Annotated in this window: 23 protein-coding genes and 1 pseudogene; 17 read left to right on the forward strand and 7 right to left on the reverse strand. The window is 63.9% G+C overall.

The features are described 5' to 3' along the window. Positions 1 to 101: 101 nt before the first annotated feature. From AC1DYR_RS15565 to AC1DYR_RS15575, 3 genes are read left to right on the forward strand one after another with little or no spacing between them, the layout of a single operon-like run. A complete protein-coding gene (locus tag AC1DYR_RS15565) occupies positions 102 to 920 on the forward strand; it encodes a gamma-glutamyl-gamma-aminobutyrate hydrolase family protein (protein ID WP_477705876.1) in 819 nt (272 codons plus the stop codon). Continuing rightward, complete coding sequence (locus AC1DYR_RS15570; RefSeq protein ID WP_477705877.1) at positions 898 to 2,271, forward strand: aldehyde dehydrogenase family protein; 1,374 nt, start codon at positions 898 to 900, stop codon at positions 2,269 to 2,271. Before AC1DYR_RS15565 ends, AC1DYR_RS15570 begins: the two co-directional genes overlap by 23 nt. A gap of 2 nt (positions 2,272 to 2,273) precedes the next feature. Next, positions 2,274 to 2,933 (forward strand): HAD family hydrolase, encoded by a 660-nt coding sequence (locus AC1DYR_RS15575; protein WP_477687568.1) that lies wholly within the window; start codon positions 2,274 to 2,276, stop codon positions 2,931 to 2,933. Positions 2,934 to 3,072: 139 nt separating this feature from the next. Here AC1DYR_RS15575 and AC1DYR_RS15580 read toward each other — a convergent pair whose 3' ends face one another. Further along, positions 3,073 to 6,027: a DNA topoisomerase III gene (locus AC1DYR_RS15580; RefSeq protein WP_477705878.1), complete on the reverse strand. Its 2,955-nt coding sequence runs from the start codon at positions 6,025 to 6,027 to the stop codon at positions 3,073 to 3,075. After that, positions 6,024 to 6,557, reverse strand: coding sequence for a TlpA family protein disulfide reductase (locus tag AC1DYR_RS15585; protein ID WP_477705879.1), 534 nt, complete (start codon positions 6,555 to 6,557; stop codon positions 6,024 to 6,026). Before AC1DYR_RS15585 ends, AC1DYR_RS15580 begins: the two co-directional genes overlap by 4 nt. A gap of 74 nt (positions 6,558 to 6,631) precedes the next feature. Here AC1DYR_RS15585 and AC1DYR_RS15590 point away from each other — a divergent pair, with 74 nt between their 5' ends. From AC1DYR_RS15590 to AC1DYR_RS15600, 3 genes are read left to right on the forward strand one after another with little or no spacing between them, the layout of a single operon-like run. Next, positions 6,632 to 7,312: an SET domain-containing protein gene (locus AC1DYR_RS15590; protein ID WP_477705880.1), complete on the forward strand. Its 681-nt coding sequence runs from the start codon at positions 6,632 to 6,634 to the stop codon at positions 7,310 to 7,312. A gap of 48 nt (positions 7,313 to 7,360) precedes the next feature. Further along, positions 7,361 to 8,257 carry a biotin--[acetyl-CoA-carboxylase] ligase gene (locus AC1DYR_RS15595; RefSeq protein ID WP_477705881.1) on the forward strand — a complete coding sequence of 299 codons (897 nt, stop codon included), beginning with the start codon at positions 7,361 to 7,363 and terminating at the stop codon, positions 8,255 to 8,257. Further along, positions 8,251 to 8,916: an SPOR domain-containing protein gene (locus AC1DYR_RS15600; RefSeq protein WP_477705882.1), complete on the forward strand. Its 666-nt coding sequence runs from the start codon at positions 8,251 to 8,253 to the stop codon at positions 8,914 to 8,916. Before AC1DYR_RS15595 ends, AC1DYR_RS15600 begins: the two co-directional genes overlap by 7 nt. A 514-nt stretch (positions 8,917 to 9,430) precedes the next feature. Here AC1DYR_RS15600 and ypfH read toward each other — a convergent pair. Continuing rightward, the gene (gene ypfH, locus AC1DYR_RS15605; protein ID WP_457282039.1) at positions 9,431 to 10,078 is read right to left on the reverse strand and encodes an esterase; all 648 of its coding nucleotides are present in this window, start codon (positions 10,076 to 10,078) and stop codon (positions 9,431 to 9,433) included. A 218-nt stretch (positions 10,079 to 10,296) separates the two neighbouring features. On the opposite strand from ypfH, the gene AC1DYR_RS15610 reads away from it, so the two are divergent. The 6 genes and pseudogenes from AC1DYR_RS15610 (at position 10,297) to AC1DYR_RS15635 (ending at position 13,999) form a co-directional block, all read left to right on the forward strand. Further along, entirely contained in the window at positions 10,297 to 10,773 is a 477-nt protein-coding gene (locus AC1DYR_RS15610) for an FKBP-type peptidyl-prolyl cis-trans isomerase (RefSeq protein ID WP_477648765.1), read from the forward strand. A gap of 170 nt (positions 10,774 to 10,943) precedes the next feature. Continuing rightward, a complete protein-coding gene (locus AC1DYR_RS15615; RefSeq protein ID WP_477705883.1) occupies positions 10,944 to 11,348 on the forward strand; it encodes a response regulator in 405 nt (134 codons plus the stop codon). 295 nt (positions 11,349 to 11,643) lie between these two features. After that, positions 11,644 to 11,931, forward strand: coding sequence for a DUF2249 domain-containing protein (locus tag AC1DYR_RS15620; protein ID WP_477705884.1), 288 nt, complete (start codon positions 11,644 to 11,646; stop codon positions 11,929 to 11,931). A 41-nt stretch (positions 11,932 to 11,972) separates the two neighbouring features. Continuing rightward, positions 11,973 to 12,164: pseudogene (locus tag AC1DYR_RS15625) on the forward strand (hypothetical protein); the annotation flags it as partial. Positions 12,165 to 12,249: 85 nt separating this feature from the next. After that, positions 12,250 to 12,717 carry an RrF2 family transcriptional regulator gene (locus AC1DYR_RS15630; RefSeq protein WP_477695111.1) on the forward strand — a complete coding sequence of 156 codons (468 nt, stop codon included), beginning with the start codon at positions 12,250 to 12,252 and terminating at the stop codon, positions 12,715 to 12,717. Between the two features lie 73 nt (positions 12,718 to 12,790). Further along, positions 12,791 to 13,999, forward strand: a complete 1,209-nt coding sequence (locus AC1DYR_RS15635; protein ID WP_477705885.1) for an NnrS family protein — start codon at positions 12,791 to 12,793, stop codon at positions 13,997 to 13,999. Positions 14,000 to 14,121: 122 nt separating this feature from the next. Here AC1DYR_RS15635 and AC1DYR_RS15640 read toward each other — a convergent pair whose 3' ends face one another. The 3 genes from AC1DYR_RS15640 to AC1DYR_RS15650 form a co-directional block, all read right to left on the reverse strand. Next, positions 14,122 to 14,316, reverse strand: coding sequence for a CsbD family protein (locus AC1DYR_RS15640; protein ID WP_477648761.1), 195 nt, complete (start codon positions 14,314 to 14,316; stop codon positions 14,122 to 14,124). Between the two features lie 198 nt (positions 14,317 to 14,514). Then, on the reverse strand, positions 14,515 to 16,614 hold the full coding sequence (locus AC1DYR_RS15645; RefSeq protein ID WP_477705886.1) for a D-(-)-3-hydroxybutyrate oligomer hydrolase: 2,100 nt from the start codon (positions 16,612 to 16,614) through the stop codon (positions 14,515 to 14,517). 260 nt (positions 16,615 to 16,874) lie between these two features. Further along, entirely contained in the window at positions 16,875 to 17,507 is a 633-nt protein-coding gene (locus tag AC1DYR_RS15650; protein WP_477705887.1) for a helix-turn-helix transcriptional regulator, read from the reverse strand. A gap of 304 nt (positions 17,508 to 17,811) precedes the next feature. Here AC1DYR_RS15650 and AC1DYR_RS15655 point away from each other — a divergent pair, with 304 nt between their 5' ends. From AC1DYR_RS15655 to AC1DYR_RS15670, 4 genes are all read left to right on the forward strand, one after another. Further along, positions 17,812 to 18,396, forward strand: a complete 585-nt coding sequence (locus AC1DYR_RS15655; protein WP_477705888.1) for a DUF4142 domain-containing protein — start codon at positions 17,812 to 17,814, stop codon at positions 18,394 to 18,396. Positions 18,397 to 18,469: 73 nt separating this feature from the next. Next, positions 18,470 to 18,715: a GlsB/YeaQ/YmgE family stress response membrane protein gene (locus AC1DYR_RS15660; protein ID WP_457282025.1), complete on the forward strand. Its 246-nt coding sequence runs from the start codon at positions 18,470 to 18,472 to the stop codon at positions 18,713 to 18,715. Between the two features lie 287 nt (positions 18,716 to 19,002). Further along, positions 19,003 to 19,440 (forward strand): Hsp20/alpha crystallin family protein, encoded by a 438-nt coding sequence (locus AC1DYR_RS15665; protein ID WP_477705889.1) that lies wholly within the window; start codon positions 19,003 to 19,005, stop codon positions 19,438 to 19,440. Positions 19,441 to 19,552: 112 nt separating this feature from the next. Then, a complete protein-coding gene (locus AC1DYR_RS15670; RefSeq protein WP_477705938.1) occupies positions 19,553 to 19,939 on the forward strand; it encodes an Hsp20/alpha crystallin family protein in 387 nt (128 codons plus the stop codon). A gap of 41 nt (positions 19,940 to 19,980) precedes the next feature. Here AC1DYR_RS15670 and AC1DYR_RS15675 read toward each other — a convergent pair whose 3' ends face one another. After that, positions 19,981 to 20,358: a nuclear transport factor 2 family protein gene (locus tag AC1DYR_RS15675; RefSeq protein WP_477705890.1), complete on the reverse strand. Its 378-nt coding sequence runs from the start codon at positions 20,356 to 20,358 to the stop codon at positions 19,981 to 19,983. A 242-nt stretch (positions 20,359 to 20,600) separates the two neighbouring features. Here AC1DYR_RS15675 and AC1DYR_RS15680 point away from each other — a divergent pair, with 242 nt between their 5' ends. Continuing rightward, the gene (locus tag AC1DYR_RS15680) at positions 20,601 to 21,386 is read left to right on the forward strand and encodes a DUF4189 domain-containing protein (RefSeq protein ID WP_477705891.1); all 786 of its coding nucleotides are present in this window, start codon (positions 20,601 to 20,603) and stop codon (positions 21,384 to 21,386) included. The last annotated feature ends 25 nt before the right edge of the window (positions 21,387 to 21,411 follow it).

A 21,411-nucleotide genomic window follows, 5' to 3' on the forward strand; every position in this document is an offset into this window, starting at 1 on the left:
CTGCCTGCGCAGGCTTGGACGGGCGACAGAGGCGAAGCGTCTCGCGAGCCGCGGCCTGCAAGGCCTCGCGCATTACACGAAGTGAAAAGCGTGGGGGCTCTATGACTTCCGCCAGTCGTCTCAAAATCGGGTTGTCGGCGTGTTTTTCGCATGCCGATCCGACTCGTTCCTTCTTCACCGGCAAGACGCTGCAATACGTCGAGCAGTCGATCGCACACTGGGTCATGTCTTCCGGCGCCATGGTCGTCATGGTGCCTTGCCCGACGGGCAGCACGCAGCGCGGCGACGTGACCTATGAGCACTATGCCCAGTGGCTGGACGGCCTGGTACTGCACGGCGGCGCCGACGTCTGGCCCGGCAGTTACGGTGAAGAGCCGCTGGAAGAAAAATGGTCGGGCGACCGTGTGCGTGACGAATACGACAAGGCACTGGTAGCCGCGTTTGAAAGAGCCGGCAAACCGGTGTTTGGCGTTTGCCGCGGCCTGCAATTGCTCAATGTTGCATTCGGCGGCACGCTCTACCAGGACATCAACACGCAGATTCCCAACTCTTTCGTTCACCGGGACGCCGTCACTTACGACCAGAACTTCCACAGCGTGAACATCGTGCAGGGCTCCAGGCTTTCCGCCATGTACCCCGGCGTGGAGCGCGTGCGCGTGAACAGCATCCACCACCAGGGCATCAAGGATTTGTCACCCGAGTTTGAAGCCGAGGCTTTCAGCGTGGACGACGGCATCGTGGAAGCGATACGCCGCAAGGACAAAACCAAGAGCTATATCGCCGCCACCCAGTGGCATCCCGAATTCCATAAACCCGGCTCCGACACGATTGACGACGCCGCCGTACTCGATGATTTCCTCACCGCCGTAGCGGCGGCCAAAAGCAAAGCCAACAAACATGACCAAACTCGCCATTCATAACCCCGCCACAGGTGAGATGATCACCGAACTGCCTGCTGACGACGCGGCTTCTGTTGCTGCCAAGGCAAAGCAGGCGCGCACCGCGCAGGCTGCGTGGGCCGCCGTGCCGGTGGCCGAGCGCAAGGCCTGCATCACGCGCTTTCGTGCCGGCATCGTTGCAGAGCTCGACACCCTGGCGGCCGTCATGACGCGAGAGACCGGCAAACCGATCAAGATGTCACGCAATGAACTCAACGGCCTGCTGGGTCGTATTGATTTTTTCCTGGCAGAGCTTGACGCCTCCACGGCCACGCAGACCGTGTTTTCCGATGGCGGCATGAGCGAGCAGATCGAGCACACCCCGCTGGGCGTGGTCGCCAATATTTCGGCCTGGAACTACCCCTGGTTTGTCGGCGGCAATGTATTCATTCCCGCGCTCCTGACAGGCAATGCCGTGCTTTACAAGCCTTCCGAATATGCGGCCATGACGGGCCAGGCCATCGCGCGCCTGCTGCATGCGGCAGGTGTTCCGCAAGACGTGTTTGTGCTGCTGATCGGCGGCGGCGCAGTTGGTGCGGCGCTGATGGAGCAGCCGGTGGACGGCCTCTTTTTCACCGGCTCCTATGCCACCGGTGCAAAGATCGCAAAAGCCATCGGCCCGCGCATGGTCAAGCTGCAACTGGAGCTGGGCGGCAAGGACCCGACTTACGTGACCGAAGACGCCAACGTGAAGAACGCCGCCGAATCACTGGCCGACGGCGCGATGTACAACACCGGCCAGAGCTGCTGCTCGGTCGAGCGCATCTACGTGCACGAAAAAATTTACGACGCGTTCGTCACCGCCTTTGTAGACACCGTGAAGACTTTCAAGACCGGCGACCCGATGAGCGAAGACACCTATATCGGGGCCATCACCCGCGCGCCGCAGCTAGAGGTGTTGGATGCCCAGGTCGCCGATGCCAAAGCCAAAGGGGCGACCCTGCTGGCAGGTGGCAAGCGCGGCGCTGGACCCGGCACCTGGTATGAACCCACGGTGTTCAGCAATGTCAACCACAGCATGGAGCTGATGCGTGAGGAAAGCTTCGGGCCGGTGATCGGCATCCAGAAAGTGTCGGGCGATGCAGAAGCCGTCAAACTCATGAACGACACACGCTACGGCCTGACCGCCGGCGTCTTCACGCCCGACGAAAAGCGCGCCAGGACGCTGCTGTCCCAGGTCAACGCCGGCAGCGTTTACTGGAACTGCTGCGACCGCGTCAGCCCGCGTTTGCCCTGGAGCGGCTACGGTGATTCCGGTGTGGGCCTGACCTTGTCCACCTACGGTATCCAGACATTCACCCGGCCAAAGGCCTGGCATCTCCGTCAAGCCTGAACATGAAGCTCACCCTTTTCGACCTGGACCACACCGTCCTCAACGGTGACAGCGATGTGCTGTGGTGCGACTTCCTGATTGAAAAGGGCTATCTGGGCAAGACCGAATTCACTGCGCGCAATGCCGACATGGCGGCGCGCTACAAGGCGGGCACCGTGGGCCTGAAGGAGTTCGCTGATTTTTATGTGGGCACCCTGGCCGGGCGCACGGCCCAGGAGTGGGAGCCGATGCGGCAGGAGTTTTTGGCCAAATGGGTCGTGCCGCGCATCACGCCAGCCGCGATCGCGCTGGTCGACAAGCACCTGGAAGCCGGCGACCTGGTGGTCATGACGACGGCCACCAACCGCTTCATCACCGAGCTCACGGCCATCTACTTCGACATCGAGCACCTGATTGCCACCGAGCCCGAGATGCAGGGCAGCCGTTTCACCGGCAGCACCACCGGCGTGCTGAACATGCGCGAAGGCAAGGTCGAGCGCCTGCATGCCTGGCTCACCGCACGCGGCCTGCGCTTCAAGGATTGCAAGACCACCGCCTACAGCGATTCCATCAACGACCTGCCGCTGCTGGAAGCCGTGAAACACCCGGTGACTGTGAATGCCGATGCGACGCTGGCAGCGATTGGGACTGAGCGCGGCTGGCCCGCGCTGCAGTTGCACTGAGCAGCCCGGCCTGCGCAGCTGAAACAGCCCCGGAGAGGGCTGCATCCGCCTCATTTGAGTATAAAAATGGCCTGCAAGGCAATCAGGGCGGGCGTCAGCAGCTATTAAAACAATAGCAGTTACGCCCGCACCTGCCCGCTTATTCCGCGCTCAGGTGCTTGCCGACAATCCCGGCCAGCTCAAACATCGTCACCTGCGGCTTGCCGAACACGGGCAGCAGCTTCGCGTCGGCGTTGATGGCGCGCTTGTTGGCCGCGTCCTGCAGGCCTTCGGCCTTGATGTAGTCCCAGAGCTTTTTGATGACCTGGGTGCGTGCCACCGGTTCGGCACCAATCACCGCAGCCAGCGCGTCGCTGGGCTTGAGGCCAGCCCCCGGCTTGGCGACGCGAGGCGTCTTGGGCTTGGCGGTTTTGGCGGCGGGCGTTTTCTTGGCGGCGACTTTTTTGGCTGCCGGTGCTTTTGCCGTTTTCGCGGCGACCGTTTTGCCGAAAGGCGTCTTGACCGTGCCGGTCTTGGCGGCCGCCGGTTTGCGCGGCGGGAACTTGGACGGCGCAAACTCGAAGTTCACCTTGTCGGCCTCCTTGTCCCAGGCCAGCATGGCCTTGAAGGGGCGGCGCGTGCGCATGGAGACAAACTTGTCGAGCAAGTCGGTCTTGCCGGTTTCCAGCAGCTTGTGCATTTGCTCGCGCTCAATCGGCTGCTGCAGGATCACCTGGCCGGTCTTGAAGGTGCAGCTGGGCGTGGGCTGGGCCAGCGTGGGCACCGACTTTTCGCAGACGTAGTTTTTACCGAGCTCGAACACCCGCGCGGCGCAGCGCGGGCAGGGGCCCAACGACTGCTGGTCGCCAAAGTCGACGATCTCGCCGGTCTCGGCATTCTTGTCGTCGCCGAAGTCGAATTCGAGCTTGTAGTTCTTCGTCTCTTCGTCGAACTTGATCACCATCTCGGCGGTGAAAGGCCATCCAGCCTTGGAGCGGAAGCCGTCCAGCGGGCCGATCTTCTTGTCGCGCAGGAACTGCTCAACCTCAGCCACTTCAAAGGTGCGGCCCGCCGGCGTCTTGCCGAAGCTGAAACCACAGCCGTCGTCGCCGTTCTTGCCGGTGCAGGTGTAGCGCCGGTAGTTTTCCTTCATGACGCCGCCGCAGTTGGGGCAGGGTGCCGAGAGCGTGGCGTAGTCGCCGGGGATCGTGTCCTTGTCGTAGCCCTTGGCCTTGGCCACCATGCGCTCGGTCATGGTGGCAATTTCGGCCATGAAGGTTTCGCGGCTCAGCTTGCCGTGTTCCATCTGCGCCAGCTTGAATTCCCACTCACCGGTGAGCTCGGCCTTTGAAAGCTCCTGCACGTCCAGTCCGCGCAGCAGCGTCATGAGCTGGAAGGCCTTGGCCGTGGGGATCAGCTCGCGGCCTTCGCGCAGCATGTATTTCTCGGCAATCAGCCCTTCGATCGTGGCAGCGCGCGTGGCCGGCGTGCCCAGGCCTTTTTCCTGCATGGCTTCGCGCAACTCGTCGTCGTCAATCGTCTTGCCGGCGCCTTCCATCGCGCCCAGCAGGGTGGCTTCTGAATAGCGGGCGGGCGGGCGGGTCTTGAGGCCCTTGGCTTCGACCACCTCGGCGCGCACCATTTCGCCCGGCTTGACCGGCACCAGGCTCTGGCCCTTGTCGCCGTCCTTGGCGTCGGCTACTTCGTCGGCGGCTTCCTTGCCGTAAATCGCCAGCCAGCCCGGCTTGACCAGCACCTTGCCTTCAGTCTTGAAGCTGTGGCCGACCGACTGTGAAATACGCGTGGTGACCAGGTATTCGGCGCTCGGGAAAAACACCGCCATAAAGCGGCGCACCACCAGGTCATACAGCTTTTGTTCGGCTTCGCTCAGGCCGCTAGGCGCCTGCAACGTTGGGATGATGGCGAAGTGGTCGCTCACCTTTGCGTTATCAAAAATACGCTTGCTGGGCTTGATGTAATTGCCCTTCAGCGCCGTCGCCGCGTGCGGCGCCAGGTGCTTCATGCCGCTGCTTTCCAGCATTTCAAAGGTCTTTTTGACCACCGGCAAATAGTCTTCGGGCAGCGCGCGCGAGTCGGTACGCGGATAAGTCAGGGCCTTGTGGCGTTCATAAAGGCTTTGCGCAATCGACAGCGTCGTCTTGGCCGAAAAACCGAACTTGCCGTTGGCCTCGCGCTGCAAGGAGGTCAAATCAAACAGCAGGCCGGCGGCCTGCGTGGTGGGCTTGCTTTCTTCCGTCACCGTGGCGGACTTGCCGCGCACGGCTTCGGCAATGGCCATGGCTTCGCGCTCGGACCAGACCCGGTCGGCTTTCAGTTCGGCATCGGGCTCCGTGTTGTCGGCATTGGCCGCGGCTTTTTTCCACTTCGGGTCAAACCACTTGGCGGGGTATTCGCCGGCCTCGGCCAGGAAGGTCGCGTGGATTTCCCAGTAGTCGCGGCTCACGAACTTGCGGATTTTTTCCTCGCGCTCCACCACCACCGACAGCGTCGGCGTCTGCACCCGGCCCACGGTGGTCAAAAAGAAACCGCCGTCGCGCGAGTTGAAGGCCGTCATGGCGCGCGTGCCGTTGATGCCGACCATCCAGTCGGCTTCCGAGCGTGAGCGCGCCGCATCGGCCAGGCCCTGCATCTGCTTTTCAGTGCGCAGGCTCTCAAAGCCGTCGCGGATGGCTGCCGGCGTCATGGACTGCAGCCACAGCCGTTTCACCGGGTGCTTGCTGTTGGCGTATTGCTGGATCAGCCGGAAGATCAGTTCGCCTTCGCGGCCCGCGTCGCAGGCATTGACGAGGGCGCCCACGTCCTTGCGTTTGGTCAGCTTGACGATCGCGTTGAGCCGCGTCTTCGTCTTGTCCATGGGCTTCAGGTCAAAGTAGGGCGGAATGACCGGCAGGTTGGCAAAGCTCCACTTGCCGCGCTTGACGTCAAACTCTTCCGGCGCCTGGATCTCGACCAGGTGGCCCACGGCCGAAGTGACCAGCCACTCGTCGCTTTCAAAGTACTCGTCGTGCTTTTCAAACTTGCCGGCCGTAGGCGTGATCGCCCGCACAATGTCTTGTGCGACCGAGGGTTTTTCTGCAATCACCAGAGTTTTCATAAGTACTTCTTCAAACCTTCTACATCTTCGGGGAACATTTCCCCGCTTTCGGCAAATACGACTTTGCCTTCGCGTCCGTTCGCCGCCACCTTGAGCACCACCACCACGGGCAGGCCCACCGGCTTGGGCAGGGATTTGGCGACCTCGGGGGTCAGCATCCCGGCGGGAAAGCTGTAGCCCTTGGTCTTCATATAGGCAGCGGCGGCTGCCGGCTGCTTGTCAATCGACAGGGCCAGCACCTCCAGCCCGTTGGCCTTCTGGGCCCGCCACAAAGCTTCTATATGGGGCGACTGCACCGCACAAAAAGGGCACCAGCTGGCCCACCAGTACACCACAAGCGTCTTTCCGGCCACCTCGGCAGGCTTCCAGGCGCTGCCGTCCAGCAGCGTGACGGCGGGCAAAGGCAGGGTGCTGCCGGCCTTGGGCAAGGGGCTTTCCCCGCCTTTGGCCCACGCCGGCAGGCCCAGCCCCGCCACGGTCGGCAAGGCAAGGGCAGCAGCGGTCTGCATCAGGTTTCTGCGGTTGAACACGGGGACTCCTTGGGCGCATCACTACAATAGCGGCTCTCGCGCATGTACGCGCGCGGGTGCGCACGCACGCGCACATGCATGAATTAACCATACCAAAAAAATACGTCGTGTCAAAAACCCAGGCTTCCGCAGTCCCCGCATCTCCTTCCAAACCCGCGGCTCCGGCTGCCGACGGGCGCCGCATCCAGACGCGGCGTTCCGGCGTCCACGGCAAGGGTGTGTTCGCCGTGCAGGACCTGGCTGAAGGTGAAACGCTGATCGAATACGTCGGCGAAATCATCAACTGGAAAGAGGCGCTGCGCCGTCACCCGCACGACCCCAAGGACCCCAACCACACGTTCTACTTCCACATCGACGAAGAGCATGTGATCGACGCCAAGCACGGCGGCAATTCCTCGCGCTGGATCAACCACAGCTGCAAGCCCAACTGCGAAGCCGACGAAGAGAGCGGCCGCGTCTTCATCAAGGCGCTGCGCAACATCAAGGCCGGCGAAGAGCTGTTCTATGACTACGGCCTGATCATCGACGCGCCCTACACCAAGAAGCTGCTGGCCGAATACCCCTGCTGGTGCGGCGCCAAAAACTGCCGCGGCACCCTGCTGGCGCCCAAGGACGACGAAGGCAAGAAAAAGAACAAGAGCAAGGACAAAAAGAAGTCCGACAAAAAAGCCGGCAAAAAGGCTGAAGCCAAGGCCGACAAAAAGGCAGCCGATAAAAAGGCCGGCAAGAAACCCAAAAAGAAAAAGAAGGACTGAGCCCGCTTCACAGGCCATGCCGCCTGCGCAAGCGGCTGCAACCTTCTCATGAGCACTCCCCTTACATCCCCCATCCGCTGGCCCGCCGAAGCTCTCTGGGAGGCCCTGGCGCCGTCCTTGCCGGGGTTCACGGTGGAAGTCCTGCCCGAGATTGATTCGAGCAACACCGAGCTGATGCGGCGTTTTCGCGGAAGCCCCGGTGTCCTGCCCCGTCCAGAGCCCCTGCTGCTGGTGGCCGAACAGCAAACCGCCGGGCGCGGCCGGCTGGGCCGCCAGTGGCAAAGCCGCCGCGGCGACAGCCTCACGTTTTCGCTGGGCCTGCCGCTTGCGCCCGCCGACTGGTCCGGCCTCTCCCTGGTGGCCGGCATCAGCGTGGCCGAAAGCCTCGAGCCGTTCGCCGGCAGCGCCTCCGGCCAGGCCGCCAAACCCCGCATCGGCCTGAAATGGCCCAATGACCTCTGGCTGTCCACACCCGAAGGCGACCGCAAGCTGGCCGGCATCCTGGTGGAAACCGCCAGCTGGGAAGGCGTCCGTTACGTGGTGGTCGGCATCGGCATCAACATCCGCGCGGTGGACATCCCCGTTGCGGCTGCCGCACCCGCCATGCCCGGCATTCCGCCGGGCGGCTTGCAGACGCTGCTGCCGGCGCTGGACGCACCCGCCACCTTGCTGCGCATCGTGCCGCCGCTGGTACAGGCGATGCAGGCGTTTGAACGCTTTGGCTTTGCGCCTTTCCAGGCGCGCTTTGCGGCGCGCGACGTTCTGGCAGGCCGGGCCGTGCAGCTGTCTGACGGCCAGAACGGCATGGAAGGCACAGCCCACGGCGTAGGCGAAAACGGCGCGCTGCTGGTGCATACTGCGGCTGGCATGAAACAAATCACCAGTTCCGAAGTCAGCGTACGGCCCGTGGCGGCGCAGCCTGCGAAGGATGCGCGCCCATGTTGAGGCTGCTGGTGCTGGCGCTGGTCCTGGCCAACGCGGGCTACTTCGCCTGGACGCAAGGCCTGCTGGCCGACTACGGTTTTGCACCCGCCGTGCAGGCCGAACCCCAGCGCCTGACGCAGCAAATCCGGCCCAAGGCGATGCGCCTTCTGAGCGCCACCGATGCCGGCCAGCTGGAAAGCACCAGCACCGCCGCTGCAGCGCCGCCGCCCGCCCCTGAATGCCTGCAAGCCGGCCTTTTCACCCCCGAGCAGACCATCGCCCTGCGCTTCGGCCTGGAGGCCGGCCTGCCCATCGGCAGCTGGTCACTCGAGAACAGCTCGGAGCCGGGCCGATGGATCGTCTACATGGGCAAATACACCAACGAGGACACGCTGGCCAAAAAGCGCAGCGAGCTGCGCGGCATGGGCGTGTCGTTTGAGCCCTTGCTCAACTCCTCGCTGGGACCAGGCCTCTCGCTGGGCCATTTCAGTTCCCAGGCCGACGCCGAGCGTGAACTGGCCAAGGTCGCCACGCGCGGCGTGCGCACCGCCAAGGTGGTACAGGAGCAGCCTGAAATACGCGGCCAGCTGCTCAAACTCCCGGCCGTTGATGCGCCGCTCATGGCCAAACTGGAGTTGCTCAAGCCGCAGTTGGCGGGCAAGGCCTTGCGGCCTTGCTAGCCGAGCCCCCACGGTCGCTCACTGCGTGTAGCTTCCGAGGCCTTGCAGGCCGCGGCTCGCGAGACGCTTCGCCTCTGTCGCCCGTCCAAGCCTGCGCAGGCAGGCTTGGAGCCGCGGGCTCCAGCCCCTCGGGGGCCGCCCGCCTGTGGCCCGGCAAAGCCGGTTCCACGGCTCATGCTGGCTTAAGAGCTCGCCGCGGTTGCACAGCGCGATCCGATCATCCCGAGCCTGTCGAAGGCTCCGTATCCGGTGCGCACCCCGTTGCTATTGATTTAGGAGCTGCCTGCACCCGTTCCGCTTGGCTCTCAGCACTATTTTCTTGAGGAATACCTGAGCCACCGCACCCGATTCCAAGCCAGCGGGTGCCGCGGAACCGGCTTTGCCGGGCCGCAGGCACCGTCCCCTGCAAGGGGAAAAGGGCTACACGCAGTGAGCCCGATAGGGGTGTACCGGTTCACCGCCCCCTTGAGGGGGGAACAGGCTACACGCAGTGAGCCTGGACGGGGGTGATTCTCTAAACTGCTTTCCAGTGCCGCAGCGGCACACAGGTCTGCAGACGCGTCACGGCTTGGTCCATCAGCGCGGGGTGTAGCTCGTGGCCCAGCCTGGCGGCCACGTCCAGGGTGGCGTCGGCGCCCAGTTCCATCAGGTGGTCGAAGTCGCCGCGCGTGCGTGCCAGCGGCACCACGTCGTCGTTCTGTCCGTGCAGCAGATGCAGGGTGGTGAGTGCGGGCGCTTTTGCCGGCCAGATCTGGTAGCCGCCGCCGAAGGCCAGCAGGCGGCCGGCCAGGCCGTCGTGTGCATCACTCAGCGCCAGCGCCAGGCTGGCACCGGCGCCAAAGCCGGCCAGCGCGGTGTCCGACTGCAGGATCTCAAAGCGCTGCTGCTGCGCACGCACAAAAGCCGCCAGAACTTCCACGCGCGCGGCCAGCGCAGCGGCGTCATCTTTGCCCGCAGCGGTAGCGCCTGCCGCATCGGCATGCGGACCCGAAAGGCCTTCCGGAATCAGCACGGCCGCCTCGGGAAACGCACCGCCCAGCAGGTTGCCCAGCTCCAGCATGTCGGCCGCCGTGCCGCCCGCGTCGTGCAGCAGCACAAACAGCTGCCGCGGTACGGCGGTGGCCGGAAGCAGTTCAATGGTTTCGGTGTCGATGGGGTTCATGGCAGGGCGTCGTGATCAAAAAAAAAACAGGCAAAAGCGGGCGGAAGCAGGCAGGAAGGCGGGGGGGGGAAAAAACGCATCTGGGGCCTCCCCGGCAGCTTTCAACATCAGCCGTCCTGCCCCCGCACAACGTCTCCCTGTTCCGGCCGTCCGGACAATTTTGGCCCGGGTCGGCGAGAATCAGCGTTTTTCACGCACCAGAGATCTGGAAAAACACCATGAAAATCGGAAAAGACACCGCCGTTACCCTTAGCTACAAGGTGGCAGACGCCCAGGGCAAGCTGGTTGAGCAAAGCAGCGCACCCATGGTTTACCTGCACGGCGGCTACGGCAACACCCTTCCCAAGATCGAAGAGGCTCTGGACGGCCAGGAAAAAGGCTTCCAGACCGTGCTGGCCCTGGAGCCGGCGGACGCCTTCGGCCTGCGCGACGAAAGCCTGGTGCGCACTATTCCCCGCACGCAGTTTCCGCCCGGGGTCAAGGTAGGCGGCCAGCTCGAAGGCCGGGGCGACGACGGCCGCGAGCATGTCTTCAACGTCACCAAGATCAAGGGCGACACCGTCCTGCTGGACGGCAACCACCCGCTGGCCGGCAAGGCCCTGCGTTTCACCCTGAAAGTGACTGACGTGCGCGCCGCTTCGGAAGAAGAAATTGCCCACCGCCATGTGCACGGCGAGCACGGCCACCACCACTAATCTGCGCAACGTGACCGTTCGGCGATTAAGTCGTTAGCGTTACGTACCGTTACCGCTCCGGGGGGCCCGCTGAACTACAGTGGGATTGAGCCTACATCCCCCGGTGATGCGCGACCACAGCCCCGGCAAAGGATGACGGCTAACTTCATGGATTAACTTCAGAGGTACCCATGGTCATCAACGCGTTTCTTGTCGAAGACAAGCCGGACATACGCAAAACACTGGTTGAGGCCATGGAAGAAATCGCACCCCTGCGTTTCGTCGGCCACGCCGATTCCGAGTCCAGCGCCCGCCAGTGGCTGGGTTCCCACCACGAAGACTGGGACCTCGCAATCGTCGACCTCTTTCTCGCCGAAGGCTCAGGCTTTGGGGTGCTGAAAGACTGCCAGCACCGCAGCTCCCGCCAAAAGGTCGTGGTGCTGACCAGCCACAGCCAGGAAAACATCCTGCACTACTGCCGCGAGCTGGGCGCCGACGAGGTGTTCAACAAGTCGGAAGACGTGGAAAAACTGGTGCTCTATTGCCAGGCCCATGCGGCCGCCCTGGGCGGCACGGCCCCATTGCTGCCCCAGTAATCCCCACGTTCAAGCGGCAGGCGTTCTGCTCAGGCGCCCGCTAAAACAAGCCCACACACAAAAGCGGCGCCATGCCGCGACTCTCGCTGCCCGGCAGGCCCTGATGTGAAAGCCCGCCTGGGCGCGCTGCATCGCCCGCACTCCACGCCGGCTTCCGCGCCAAAACCAGAAAAGTGCTGCCTGCGGCGGCTCCGTTTGATCTGGATCAACAGCGCCCAGGGACCGATGGCTAACCATAGGTGTATCTCGAATGCATCTTATGAAGACCACTCGCGATTCCTTTGAAAGAGTCCCCATGACACACACCGCTTCCCACATCAGGGTCGATCTCCGCGAGCTCGCGCCCGGCGAGCGCCATCCGCTGGTCTTTTCGACATTCGACCAACTCGGCACTGGCCAGGCCATGGAGTTGATCAACGACCACAACCCGAAGCCCCTGCATGCGCGGTTCATGGTGGACCTGCCCGGCAGATTCTCCTGGGACTACCTGGAGCACGGGCCCGACACCTGGCGCGTTGCCATCACCCGGCTTGCACCCGCGCAGGGTAGCAAGCAGTGCTGCGGCGCCTGTGGCGGCGGCTAACTTCCACGCATTCCCACTCACGACTTCCCAGGGGAAACCCGATGAAAAACAACAACATGCTGTGGCGCTGGCTCGGCTTCGTATTCGTCCTGTCCTTCGGGGCGCTCGGCTACCTCGGCTGGCAGATCTACCTGACCGCACCACCCATCCCCACAGCCGTCGTCAGCACCACAGGCGACGTGCTTTTCACGGGCGAGCAGGTGCAAAGAGGGCAGCGGGCCTGGCTGGCCAGCAGCAAGGCAGCGTCTGGGCGGCCGTGCAGCCGGCCGGCATGACCGCGGTACCCGCAACGGCGGGGCCCTGACCCGGCAAACCGCCATGAAACTCACGGCCTTCACCGACTACAGCCTGCGTGTGTTGATCTACCTGGCGGCGCAGCCAGAGCGGCGCGCCACCATCGCCGGGATTGCAAACGCGTTTGACGTGTCCGAACACCACCTGACCAAGGTCGTGCACTTCCTCGGCAAGAGCGGCTGGCTGGCCAACGTGCGCGGCAAGGGTGGCGGGCTGGCACTGGCGAAAGCGCCGGAGCTGATCGTTGTGGGCGAGGTGGTGCGTGCAACCGAAGGAACGGACGTGCCCGCCGAATGCTTTGAAGCGGCGGGCGGCCATTGCGCCATCACCCGCATCTGCCGCCTGCGCGGCGTGCTCGGCGAAGCGGTCGACGCCTTTTACGGCGTGCTCGACCGCTACACGCTGGCAGACCTCGTTCGCAACCGTCAGTCGCTCGCCAGCTTCTTCACCAGCAGGACGGCACCCGCTTCGCCAGCCGGGCGCGCCTCATGAGCGCAGTCCCTGTCGTCGCGGAGCGCGTCAGCAACAGCGCGCCGCCCACCACGAGACCCACGGATATTCCCGCATGACACAGCCCATCCAGTTCAAAAACCCGCCCAAAAGCGCTCCTGTTCCATCGGCGCAAACACAGGGCATCGCGCTCTGGCAAACCGGCTTTCGGCCCTTCTACCTGCTGGCGAGCGTGTTCGCTGCGCTGTCGATTGGCCTGTGGGCGCTGCAGTTCGCCGGCTGGCTGGGCCAGCCCTACCTGCAGGGGCCGATGTGGCATGCGCACGAAATGCTGTTCGGCTTCACGCTGGCCGTGGTGGTGGGCTTCCTGTTCACGGCCGGGCGCAACTGGTCCAACCGCCCCACGCCCACCGGCCTGCCCCTGGCCGCGCTGGCGGCGCTCTGGGTGGCCGGGCGGGTGCTTGTGCTCACGCCCTTCGGCTGGGCTGCGGCGGCGGTCAACGTCGCGTTTCCGCTGGCCGCGGCCGTCGCGCTGGCGGTTCCCTTCATCGCCGCGCGCAATCGCCGCAACTACTTTTTCATCGGCTTGCTGCTGCTGATGGCGGTGGCCGTGCTGGCGGTGCACCTTGCACAGCTCGGGCTCATGCAGCTGCCCGGCTGGGTCGGCATTCAGGCCGCGCTTGACGTCATGCTCTTCATCATGGTCGTGATGGGTGGCCGCGTGATCCCCATGTTCACCAACAACGGCGTGCCGGGCGCCAACGCCACCCGCCGCCCCTGGCTCGAGAAAGCAGCGCTGGGCTCGGTGCTGGCGCTGCTGCTGGCCGATGCGCTGCAGCTGCAAGGCGCACCGCTGGCGGCGCTGGCCGGTGTTTGTGCGGCCGCACACCTTGCGCGCTGGGCACTGTGGCAACCATGGAAGACCACGCACACGCCGCTGGCCTGGGTGCTGCATGCCGCCTACTTCTGGATTCCTGTGCACCTGGCGCTGCGTGTCCTGGCTGCGGCCGGTTGGGTCACACCCTCAGCGGCAACCCACGCGTTGACGGTAGGCGCCATCGGCGGGCTCATCATCGGCATGATGACCCGTACCGCGCTCGGCCATACCGGCCGGCCGCTCCAGGCGGGCCGTACCGAAGTCACCTGCTATGTGCTTGTCCTCGCTTCGGCGCTGGTGCGCGTGTTCGTGCCGATCATCGCGCCGGCCGAGACGCTGCACGCCGTGCTGGTTTCGGCCGCGCTGTGGTCCGCCGGCTTCGCGCTGTATGCCGTGGGCTACTGGCCAATCCTGACCCGTGCGCGAGCGGACGGACATCCCGGCTAGGTGGCCGGCCGGGTCTGCCGCGGCAGGGCTAAAAACAAACGCCCATAAAAAAGCGGCGCCAATGCGCCGCTGTTCTGGCTGCCCGGCAAGCCGGGCGTGCTGGCTCCGAAGCCTAAAACGCCTCAGAAGCCTTTGTTGCCCTTGGTCGCGTCTTTCACGACTTCCTTGGCATCACCGTAGTTCTTCTGCACAGAGCCTTCCACCTGCTTGGCCAGACCCTTGGCTTGCTGGTCCTTGCTGCCCACGAGCTTGCCGGCAGCTTCCTGTGCCTTGCCAGCTGCGTCTTTGGCTGCGCCTTTGACTTGATCCTTGTTCATGATGACTCCTGATGAATTCGACGGGAAGGTCCAGGAAACCCTGGCGAGACCCTTGCGAGGTCATCGCGAGGGGTATCCCGGGCCAACGTTCGTCGTGTCACGTCAGCCAGTTACCAAGATACCGGGCTGCCGGGAACGCAGCGTAGGCCAAGCACCCAAACGCATGTCGGCGCCTGTTTGCGTGTACGCCTTCATCACTCAATCAGCCACCGTCACCACATTGCCGGAGAACGTGATCCGGTCCGGCGCGTCCGCCTGCAGCTTGATGGGCGGCACATTGGCGGGCGAGATCGGGTTGGGCGTGGTGCCACTCAGGCCGCGCGGCACGGTGCGCACCACCTGGCTGCCCGGCAGCGGTGCGCCGGTTTTGAGGTGGGCATACATCATGTCCATGGCCTGGATGAAGTAGCGGTGCAGCGGCACCAGCCGCTGGCCGTAGCCCGGGAATCCCAGGAAGGCATCAAAGTGCTGGGCGTTGGTGACTTCGATGTACGAGAGCTTGCTGCGCGAACCCTCCACCATCTTGTTCAGGCCAAAGTAGGGGCGCGAAGTAAACGCCACCGGCACCAGCGTGTCAGAGCGGCCATGCACGATCAGCGCGGGCTTGCCCTGCAGGTTGGCGGTGCGCAGCACCTGCTGGATGCCCTCGCGCACGCGCAGGGCGTCGGGGGTGCTTCCCGTGGCCAGGTTGCGCAGGCACATGGCGCCGGCGCTGTTGTAGTCCTGCACGTTGCCGGCAGAGATGGAAGCCGCATCCAGCATCGGGCCACCCAGGCTGGCGTTGTTGACGATGTTGATGCCCACCGTGGGCGGCACACCGTTGCCGGTGCCGAATGACGTGGCCAGCGGGCCCGCCGGCGCAGGCACCGGCAGGTTGGGCGTGGGCGAAGCGGCAGGCGCCGTGGCGGCAAAGCTGTAGCCGCAGAGGTTGTCCTGCACGCCGGCGCGGCCGTAGGCATTGGCGTACGTCAGCGCCACCGGCAGGGTGGCAAACGAATAGTGCGATGCCTGCAGGTCGTTGCCCTCGGGTTGCCAGCCCGCCTGCACCAGCGTGGCCATGGCGCTGCCCGCCTGCTCGGCCGTGGTGTTGCCCGCGACCATGCCGTTGGCCTTGAGCGCACTGCAGCGGCTCGCGGCAATGACCGGGTTGATGGTGTTGAAGACATTGGTGCCTGGAGAGGCCAGCGCGGCACAAGGCTGCAGCAGGTTGGCCAGCGTGGTGTAGTCATACAGCGGCTTGCCGGTGCCGGCCAGCGTGCTGCCGCCGCGCCGCACGCTCAGCCGCGCATCGGGCACCAGCTGCACCTGCGGCTCGCCCACGGCCACGCCGCTGATGAGCCCCTGCGTGTCCTGCTCGGCAGCGGCCAGCGCCGCACCGGCGCCGTTGGACACGCTGGAGGCAATCACGATGGTGTTCGACGGGTTCAGCGTCTTCAGGCGGCCGCCACCGTCGGGCGAGGGCTTGCCATAGCGCTCGTTCAGCACGAAGTAGGCAAACTCCACCGCCTGCAGCGTGTAGCGGCCCCAGTCTTTTTCAGAGTTCTGCTGCGAATGCGCGTGCTTGACGGCAAAGCGGTTGGGCGTGGCGGCGTTGAAGGCTGTGCGTTCAGCCTGCGTCAGGTTGGCGGTGAAGTTGGAGGCCGCGCCGGCCGCCACGGCATCGGCACGCAGGCCGTTCTGCAGGTGCACCGTGTTGTTCTGCAGGTCGTGCATGCCGCTGCCGGTGCCCTTGTCGGTGTAGGCCACGGCACAGCCGTTTTTCAGGCCCCATTCGCCAGACGACCCAATGGCGCCGTAGATACCGCGCGACCCGCTCGAGGTGCCGGTGACGATGCACGGGCTGGCCGGGTTGAAGCTGGCCGGCACCTGCACCATCATCGTGACGTTCTGCCGGCCGCTGCCGTCGTCTGAATAGGCGATGTATTCCGTGCCGGCAATCTTGCCTTCACTGGCGGTGATGTTGCCTTTGGCATCCACATTGGGGCCGTACAAGGTGCCATAGCCGCCGCCGGCGGAAATGTCGAGGATGGCGCGGTAGTTGTTGTAAATCGCAATCCGGCGCAGCTCGGCCGCGCTCGGGTTCAGGGGGTCGACCGGCAGCGGCGCCGTTGCGGCCAGGCCGCTCTTGCCCAGGCCTGCGGTCAGCAAGTCGTCGTTGCCGCCGTCGTACACGCCGGTGGTGATGCCGCCCAGCCAGACCGGTTTGATGTTGGGCTGCACGCCCACACCGCTTGCGCAGCCGCCCAGCGCGACCACTGCCGCCAGGGCCATGGTTGTTTTGATCAGGGTGAATTTCATGTCGTCCTCCTCAGGTTATTCGTACGTCATCATCATCCCAATAGCGTCCGCGTGGACGTTGGCCGCTGTGGGATTTGTAAGAGTTCTTTTGTAAGGGTTTTGCCTCAACGCCTTGCTGTGTGCGCTGCCCCGTGTGCGCTGCCCCGTGGTCGCTATCTTTTTTATAGCTGCTCGCGCAGATTCTGATTGGGCTGACGGCCAATTTCATGCTCAAACCGGCCAATTTTTGGCTGTACGGGGCTTTTTCGGCTGGTTTTCGCCTACTTTGCGTCGCTGTACACCGTGGCGCGCGAAACGCCCATGTGCGCGGCGGCTATCTCGGCGCCGCGGCGAATCTCCAGGTAGCCGGCTTTCTTGAGGTCTTGCACCAGCTGCTTGCGATCGGCAGGCTTGAGCGAGCGTGATGTCGTGGCGCGCGCCGCGGCAAATTCGTCAATGCATTGCTGTATGCGGTCGGCATTGGCGGCGTCCAGCGTTTCAGTGACGGCGCTGCTTTCAATCGCGGTGAACTGCGACATCGCCGCCTGGAAGCCGTTGAACAGCGTCAGGTCCACGTTCAGGCAGATCGCCGCCACGTACTCGCCTTCTTCATTGCGAATCCCCACCGACGTGCTCTTGACCTTGCGGCCGTCGGCAAACTGGTTGGCGTAGTTGGCAATCACCGCGGGGTAGTCCGGGTCCTGGATGCGCGCCAGGCCCAGCTCGGTGGCGGGCTGGCCCACACGGCGGCCGCTCAGGTTGTTTTCAATCGCCAGGATCGCGTTCTTCGGGTGCGTCAGGTCATGCACCACCACTTCGCAGAACGGCGCAAACGTTTTGCCCAGGCCTTCGGCAATGTTTTTCAGCTCGGCGAGCAGATGTTTGTTGCTGGGCGTGTTGCTGGGTTTTTTCATGGTGCGCGGCCTCCGGCGAGTCAGGCGATTCAAATTTCAGACAAATTGTCCAGGCGGCCATCGTATCGCACCACGCGGCATGTATGGAGCAAAAGGCCGGCGCCCGTGCGCGGTAGCCGCACACCACACGCAAGCAAATTCCTACACAGAGCCTGCCCGGCCTCCTGCAACGCACGGCCGCCACAGCAGCGAAAGTACAACGCTATCTGCCGCGGCTTGCTGGCTTGCTAATTCCTATCTTCGCGGTGTCTGTTCCTCATACCCATTCAACCCATCAACAACCACCCCTTCAAAGGAGGCCCTCATGTTGAACCGATTGAACCGATCAAAATTCAAACTCAGCAGCGTGGCGCTGGCAGCCGTGGCCGCTTCTGCCCTGGCGCTGGCGGCCCTGCCCGCCACGGCCCAGACCAGCACCACCGCAGGCACATCAACAGCGGCCGACGCCGGCAAGCTGGCCCGTGCCGACAAGGGCATGCTGGACGACCTGGCCCAGGCCAACATCGCCGAGATCGAGTCCGGCAAGATGGCGCTCGAAAAATCACAGAACGCCGAGATCAAAAAATTTGCGCAGCAGATGATTGACGACCACAACAGCGCCCTGGCCGAAGTGCAGGCGCTGGCCCGCGCCAAAGGCGTGACCCTGCCCGACGGCCCCGGCGTGATGGCCAAAACCAAGGCCACCGCAATGAAGGCCCTGTCAGGCAACCTGTTTGACACGGAATACGCCAAGCGCGCCGGTGTGGGCGACCACGAAGCCACCATCAAGCTGCTGACCAAGATCCAGAAGGAGGCCAAAGACGCCGACCTGAAGGCGCTGGCCGGCAAGATGCTGCCCAAGGTGGAAGGCCACCTGGAAATGGCCAAGGCCTTAGTACCGACCAAGTAAGCCGCCAGGTAAGCCAGTCATCGCGGGCTGTTGCCCGCGCCCTGGGTTTCCCCATTTTTTTTAGAAAGACGCTATGTCGATTATCTGGACCATCATCATCGGCTTCATCATCGGCTTTGTCGCCAAGTTCCTGATGCCCGGCCGCGACCCTGGCGGCTTCATCATCACCGTGCTCATCGGTATTGCGGGCTCCTTCCTTGCCACCTACCTGGGCGCGGCGATGGGCTGGTACCAGCAAGGCGAAACGGCCGGCTTCATCGCCGCCGTGCTCGGCTCTATCGTGTTGCTGCTGGGCTACCGCCTGATCGCCAAGCGCTGAGCAGGCCGTAAAAACGCCAGCCAGACGCCCCGGTGCATTCACGTGCACCGGGGCGTTGTGCTGTGCGGCTCACCCGCATGCAATTTGCGAAAAAAGTTTTAAACCTGACCGCAACGCTGCTGTCTGGGCCGCCCTTTTTGCAGGCCCGCTGCGCCTGCAGTTAACGCGCGCAAATTCCCTCTTGAAATTTTTTGGGCAATTCCTACATCCTCTTCCCGGGCGCCGGAAGCCGCTTTTTTGGCGGTTTTCCAGCGCACTGATGTTCAACCCGAATGGAGGTTTTCGCCATGTACCGATCGTTATTTCCGCGCGACATGTTCGCCGAACTCGATCGCCTGCAGCGCGACGTGCAGCAGGCCTTCGATCTGTCTCCCAGCATTCGCGGCTTTGGCCGCAGCAGCTTTCCCGCCCTGAACATTGGCGGCACGCCGCAAACCGTAGAGGTGTATGCCTTTGCCCCCGGCATTGACCCGAAGTCACTCGACGTCAGCCTGGAGCGCGGCCTGCTCACCATTGCCGGTGAGCGCAAAACCGGGCTGCCCGAAGCGGGCGCGCAATCGACGCTGCACATCAACGAGCGCTTTGCCGGCAGCTTCCGCCGCGTGCTCACCCTGCCCGACGACGCCGACCCCGAGGCCGTGAACGCCAGCTTCAAGGACGGTCTGGTGCACATCACCATCCAGCGGCGCGCATCGGCCCAGCCGCGCCGCATCACCATCCAGTGAAAGGAGGCAAACCATGAACTACGCAAACACCCAACAAACCGGCGGCGACAGCGGCGCCGCACGCAGCAGCAGTAATGGAAGCGCCAACAACGGCAGCACCTCCGGCCGCAGCATGCAAACCAGCCAGACGGGCGAAGTGGCGCAGAAAGACACATCGCGCTACGCCAATGGCGCACTGACGCCACCTGTCGATGTGCTGGAAGACAGCACCGGCATCACCCTGTATGCCGATTTGCCCGGCGTGCCGCGCGACAAGCTGCACCTGCAGGTAGAGGCCGACACGCTGACGATTGACGCCGAGTCGGCCCTGTCTGCGCCCGAAGGTTTGCAGTCAACCCACACCGAAGTGGGGCTGGGCCGCTTTCACCGCGTGTTCACGCTCAGCAAGGAGCTAGACACCGAGAAGGTCAGCGCCGAGCTCGCCAACGGCGTGCTGAAGCTGCGCATACCCAAGGCGCAGCACGCACAGCCCCGGCGCATCGAGATCAAGGCAGCTTGATCGCGGCGCTGCTGAACGGCCGCGCCGGCCAGCCGGCCTGCTTATGGGGCCGGCACCGGCGTGCGCTGGGCCGGGTCGTAGAAGAATGTTTCTTCGGCAATGCGCTCGCCTTCCCAGCGCTGGTACGCCAGCTCTTCCATGCGCATGGTGCTGCCATCGGACCACACAAAATTGAACACCCAGCGGATGACGACCTTGTCACCGCTGATGAACACCGGCCGCACGCAGGTTGACGTGACCGACTTCACGCGTGCCATCACTTTTGCTTCACCTTCCACCAGCTTGTCGCGCCCGCGGCGCGGCGGCTGCTGGTTCTCTTGCATGGTGGCGTCGGGCGTGTAGAACTCTTCAATCGCTTCGGTGTGCGCGTTCTGTTCAACGCGGGCAACAAAGCGGTCTACGGTTTCAGGCGTGGGCATGCGGGTTTCCTTCGCTTGTTTGGCTGTTGATGCGCTTCGGCTTTCGCGGCGCGGTGCGCGGGCCAAGGCAGATGAACCCAAGTGTTGCACGCCCCGGCTTTTGCCGCAGGCGGCCCCCTGTATACGTGCTTCGCCGATCAAAACCAGGCGGATAATCCCGATGGGCCTGTCGGCAAGCAGCACCGCGCGCCGGCATTCTCCAGGCAGGTACCTACAAATATATTTCCTTGGAGGGAAACATGATGACTTCAGGACTGAAAACGCTCGTCGCCCGGTTTGCCGTGAGTCTGCTGCTGGCCACTGCCGGCAGCCAGGCCATGGCGGCAGGTTCATTGGCCATTGACACCCTGCAGGGTGAAAAGTATGGCTTTTCATTCAACCACCCCAGTTCGGACCTGGCCGACCAGCGCTCTATCCGCGAATGCGGTACTGACTGCTCCATCGTGCTGCGCTTTGCCGGCCAGTGCGGCGCCTATGCCGCCGACCAGGCCAAGGGATCCAACGCGTACGGCTGGGGCACCGGCACCACCAGCGCCAATACCCAGGCGCGGGCCATGTCGGAATGCCGGGACAAGGGCGGTTCCAGCTGCAAGGTGCGTGCGTGGGGTTGCGACGCCGTCAAGGCGTCTGCCGAATCACAGCCCACGCCCCAGGGCAACAACAAGGCGGCCGGTGGCGGCTTTCCCATGATGGGTGAGTGGCTGGTGGACTATGTTTCAAGCACGGGCTACACCGCCAACGGCACCCTGCGCGTGAGGGAGAACCTTGGCAATGGCAGCTTCCGCGGCGTACTGGTGCTGGGCTTTACCAACAGTGAAGGCCAGGCCAAGCGGGTGCAGCAAGACGCAATGATCACCGTGCAAGGCGACACCGTGACACTCAACGGCAGCAACCCGGTGTACCTGCTGGGCACCGGCAAATACAACGCCGACAACTACACCCTGAACATCGGCAGCCAGAACCTGCTGCGTGGCCAGAATTCCGACGCCAAGGGCGCCGGTGGCGCCGTGGTGATCAGCCGGAAATAGAGCCCCCACGCTCCCCCACTGCGAG

The organism is Polaromonas sp. P1_F9 (assembly GCF_056405615.1).

What these genes read in the sequence shown, in the direction of transcription:
- AC1DYR_RS15565 (WP_477705876.1), top strand. Translation starts at nt 102, where the DNA reads ATGACTTCCGCCAGTCGTCTCAAAATCGGGTTGTCGGCGTGTTTTTCG.
- AC1DYR_RS15570 (WP_477705877.1), top strand. Translation starts at nt 898, where the DNA reads ATGACCAAACTCGCCATTCATAACCCCGCCACAGGTGAGATGATCACC.
- AC1DYR_RS15575 (WP_477687568.1), top strand. Translation starts at nt 2,274, where the DNA reads ATGAAGCTCACCCTTTTCGACCTGGACCACACCGTCCTCAACGGTGAC.
- AC1DYR_RS15580 (WP_477705878.1), bottom strand. Translation starts at nt 6,027, where the DNA reads ATGAAAACTCTGGTGATTGCAGAAAAACCCTCGGTCGCACAAGACATT.
- AC1DYR_RS15590 (WP_477705880.1), top strand. Translation starts at nt 6,632, where the DNA reads ATGCATGAATTAACCATACCAAAAAAATACGTCGTGTCAAAAACCCAG.
- AC1DYR_RS15595 (WP_477705881.1), top strand. Translation starts at nt 7,361, where the DNA reads ATGAGCACTCCCCTTACATCCCCCATCCGCTGGCCCGCCGAAGCTCTC.
- AC1DYR_RS15600 (WP_477705882.1), top strand. Translation starts at nt 8,251, where the DNA reads ATGTTGAGGCTGCTGGTGCTGGCGCTGGTCCTGGCCAACGCGGGCTAC.
- ypfH (WP_457282039.1), bottom strand. Translation starts at nt 10,078, where the DNA reads ATGAACCCCATCGACACCGAAACCATTGAACTGCTTCCGGCCACCGCC.
- AC1DYR_RS15610 (WP_477648765.1), top strand. Translation starts at nt 10,297, where the DNA reads ATGAAAATCGGAAAAGACACCGCCGTTACCCTTAGCTACAAGGTGGCA.
- AC1DYR_RS15615 (WP_477705883.1), top strand. Translation starts at nt 10,944, where the DNA reads ATGGTCATCAACGCGTTTCTTGTCGAAGACAAGCCGGACATACGCAAA.
- AC1DYR_RS15620 (WP_477705884.1), top strand. Translation starts at nt 11,644, where the DNA reads ATGACACACACCGCTTCCCACATCAGGGTCGATCTCCGCGAGCTCGCG.
- AC1DYR_RS15630 (WP_477695111.1), top strand. Translation starts at nt 12,250, where the DNA reads ATGAAACTCACGGCCTTCACCGACTACAGCCTGCGTGTGTTGATCTAC.
- AC1DYR_RS15635 (WP_477705885.1), top strand. Translation starts at nt 12,791, where the DNA reads ATGACACAGCCCATCCAGTTCAAAAACCCGCCCAAAAGCGCTCCTGTT.
- AC1DYR_RS15640 (WP_477648761.1), bottom strand. Translation starts at nt 14,316, where the DNA reads ATGAACAAGGATCAAGTCAAAGGCGCAGCCAAAGACGCAGCTGGCAAG.
- AC1DYR_RS15645 (WP_477705886.1), bottom strand. Translation starts at nt 16,614, where the DNA reads ATGAAATTCACCCTGATCAAAACAACCATGGCCCTGGCGGCAGTGGTC.
- AC1DYR_RS15650 (WP_477705887.1), bottom strand. Translation starts at nt 17,507, where the DNA reads ATGAAAAAACCCAGCAACACGCCCAGCAACAAACATCTGCTCGCCGAG.
- AC1DYR_RS15655 (WP_477705888.1), top strand. Translation starts at nt 17,812, where the DNA reads ATGTTGAACCGATTGAACCGATCAAAATTCAAACTCAGCAGCGTGGCG.
- AC1DYR_RS15660 (WP_457282025.1), top strand. Translation starts at nt 18,470, where the DNA reads ATGTCGATTATCTGGACCATCATCATCGGCTTCATCATCGGCTTTGTC.
- AC1DYR_RS15665 (WP_477705889.1), top strand. Translation starts at nt 19,003, where the DNA reads ATGTACCGATCGTTATTTCCGCGCGACATGTTCGCCGAACTCGATCGC.
- AC1DYR_RS15670 (WP_477705938.1), top strand. Translation starts at nt 19,553, where the DNA reads ATGCAAACCAGCCAGACGGGCGAAGTGGCGCAGAAAGACACATCGCGC.
- AC1DYR_RS15675 (WP_477705890.1), bottom strand. Translation starts at nt 20,358, where the DNA reads ATGCCCACGCCTGAAACCGTAGACCGCTTTGTTGCCCGCGTTGAACAG.
- AC1DYR_RS15680 (WP_477705891.1), top strand. Translation starts at nt 20,601, where the DNA reads ATGACTTCAGGACTGAAAACGCTCGTCGCCCGGTTTGCCGTGAGTCTG.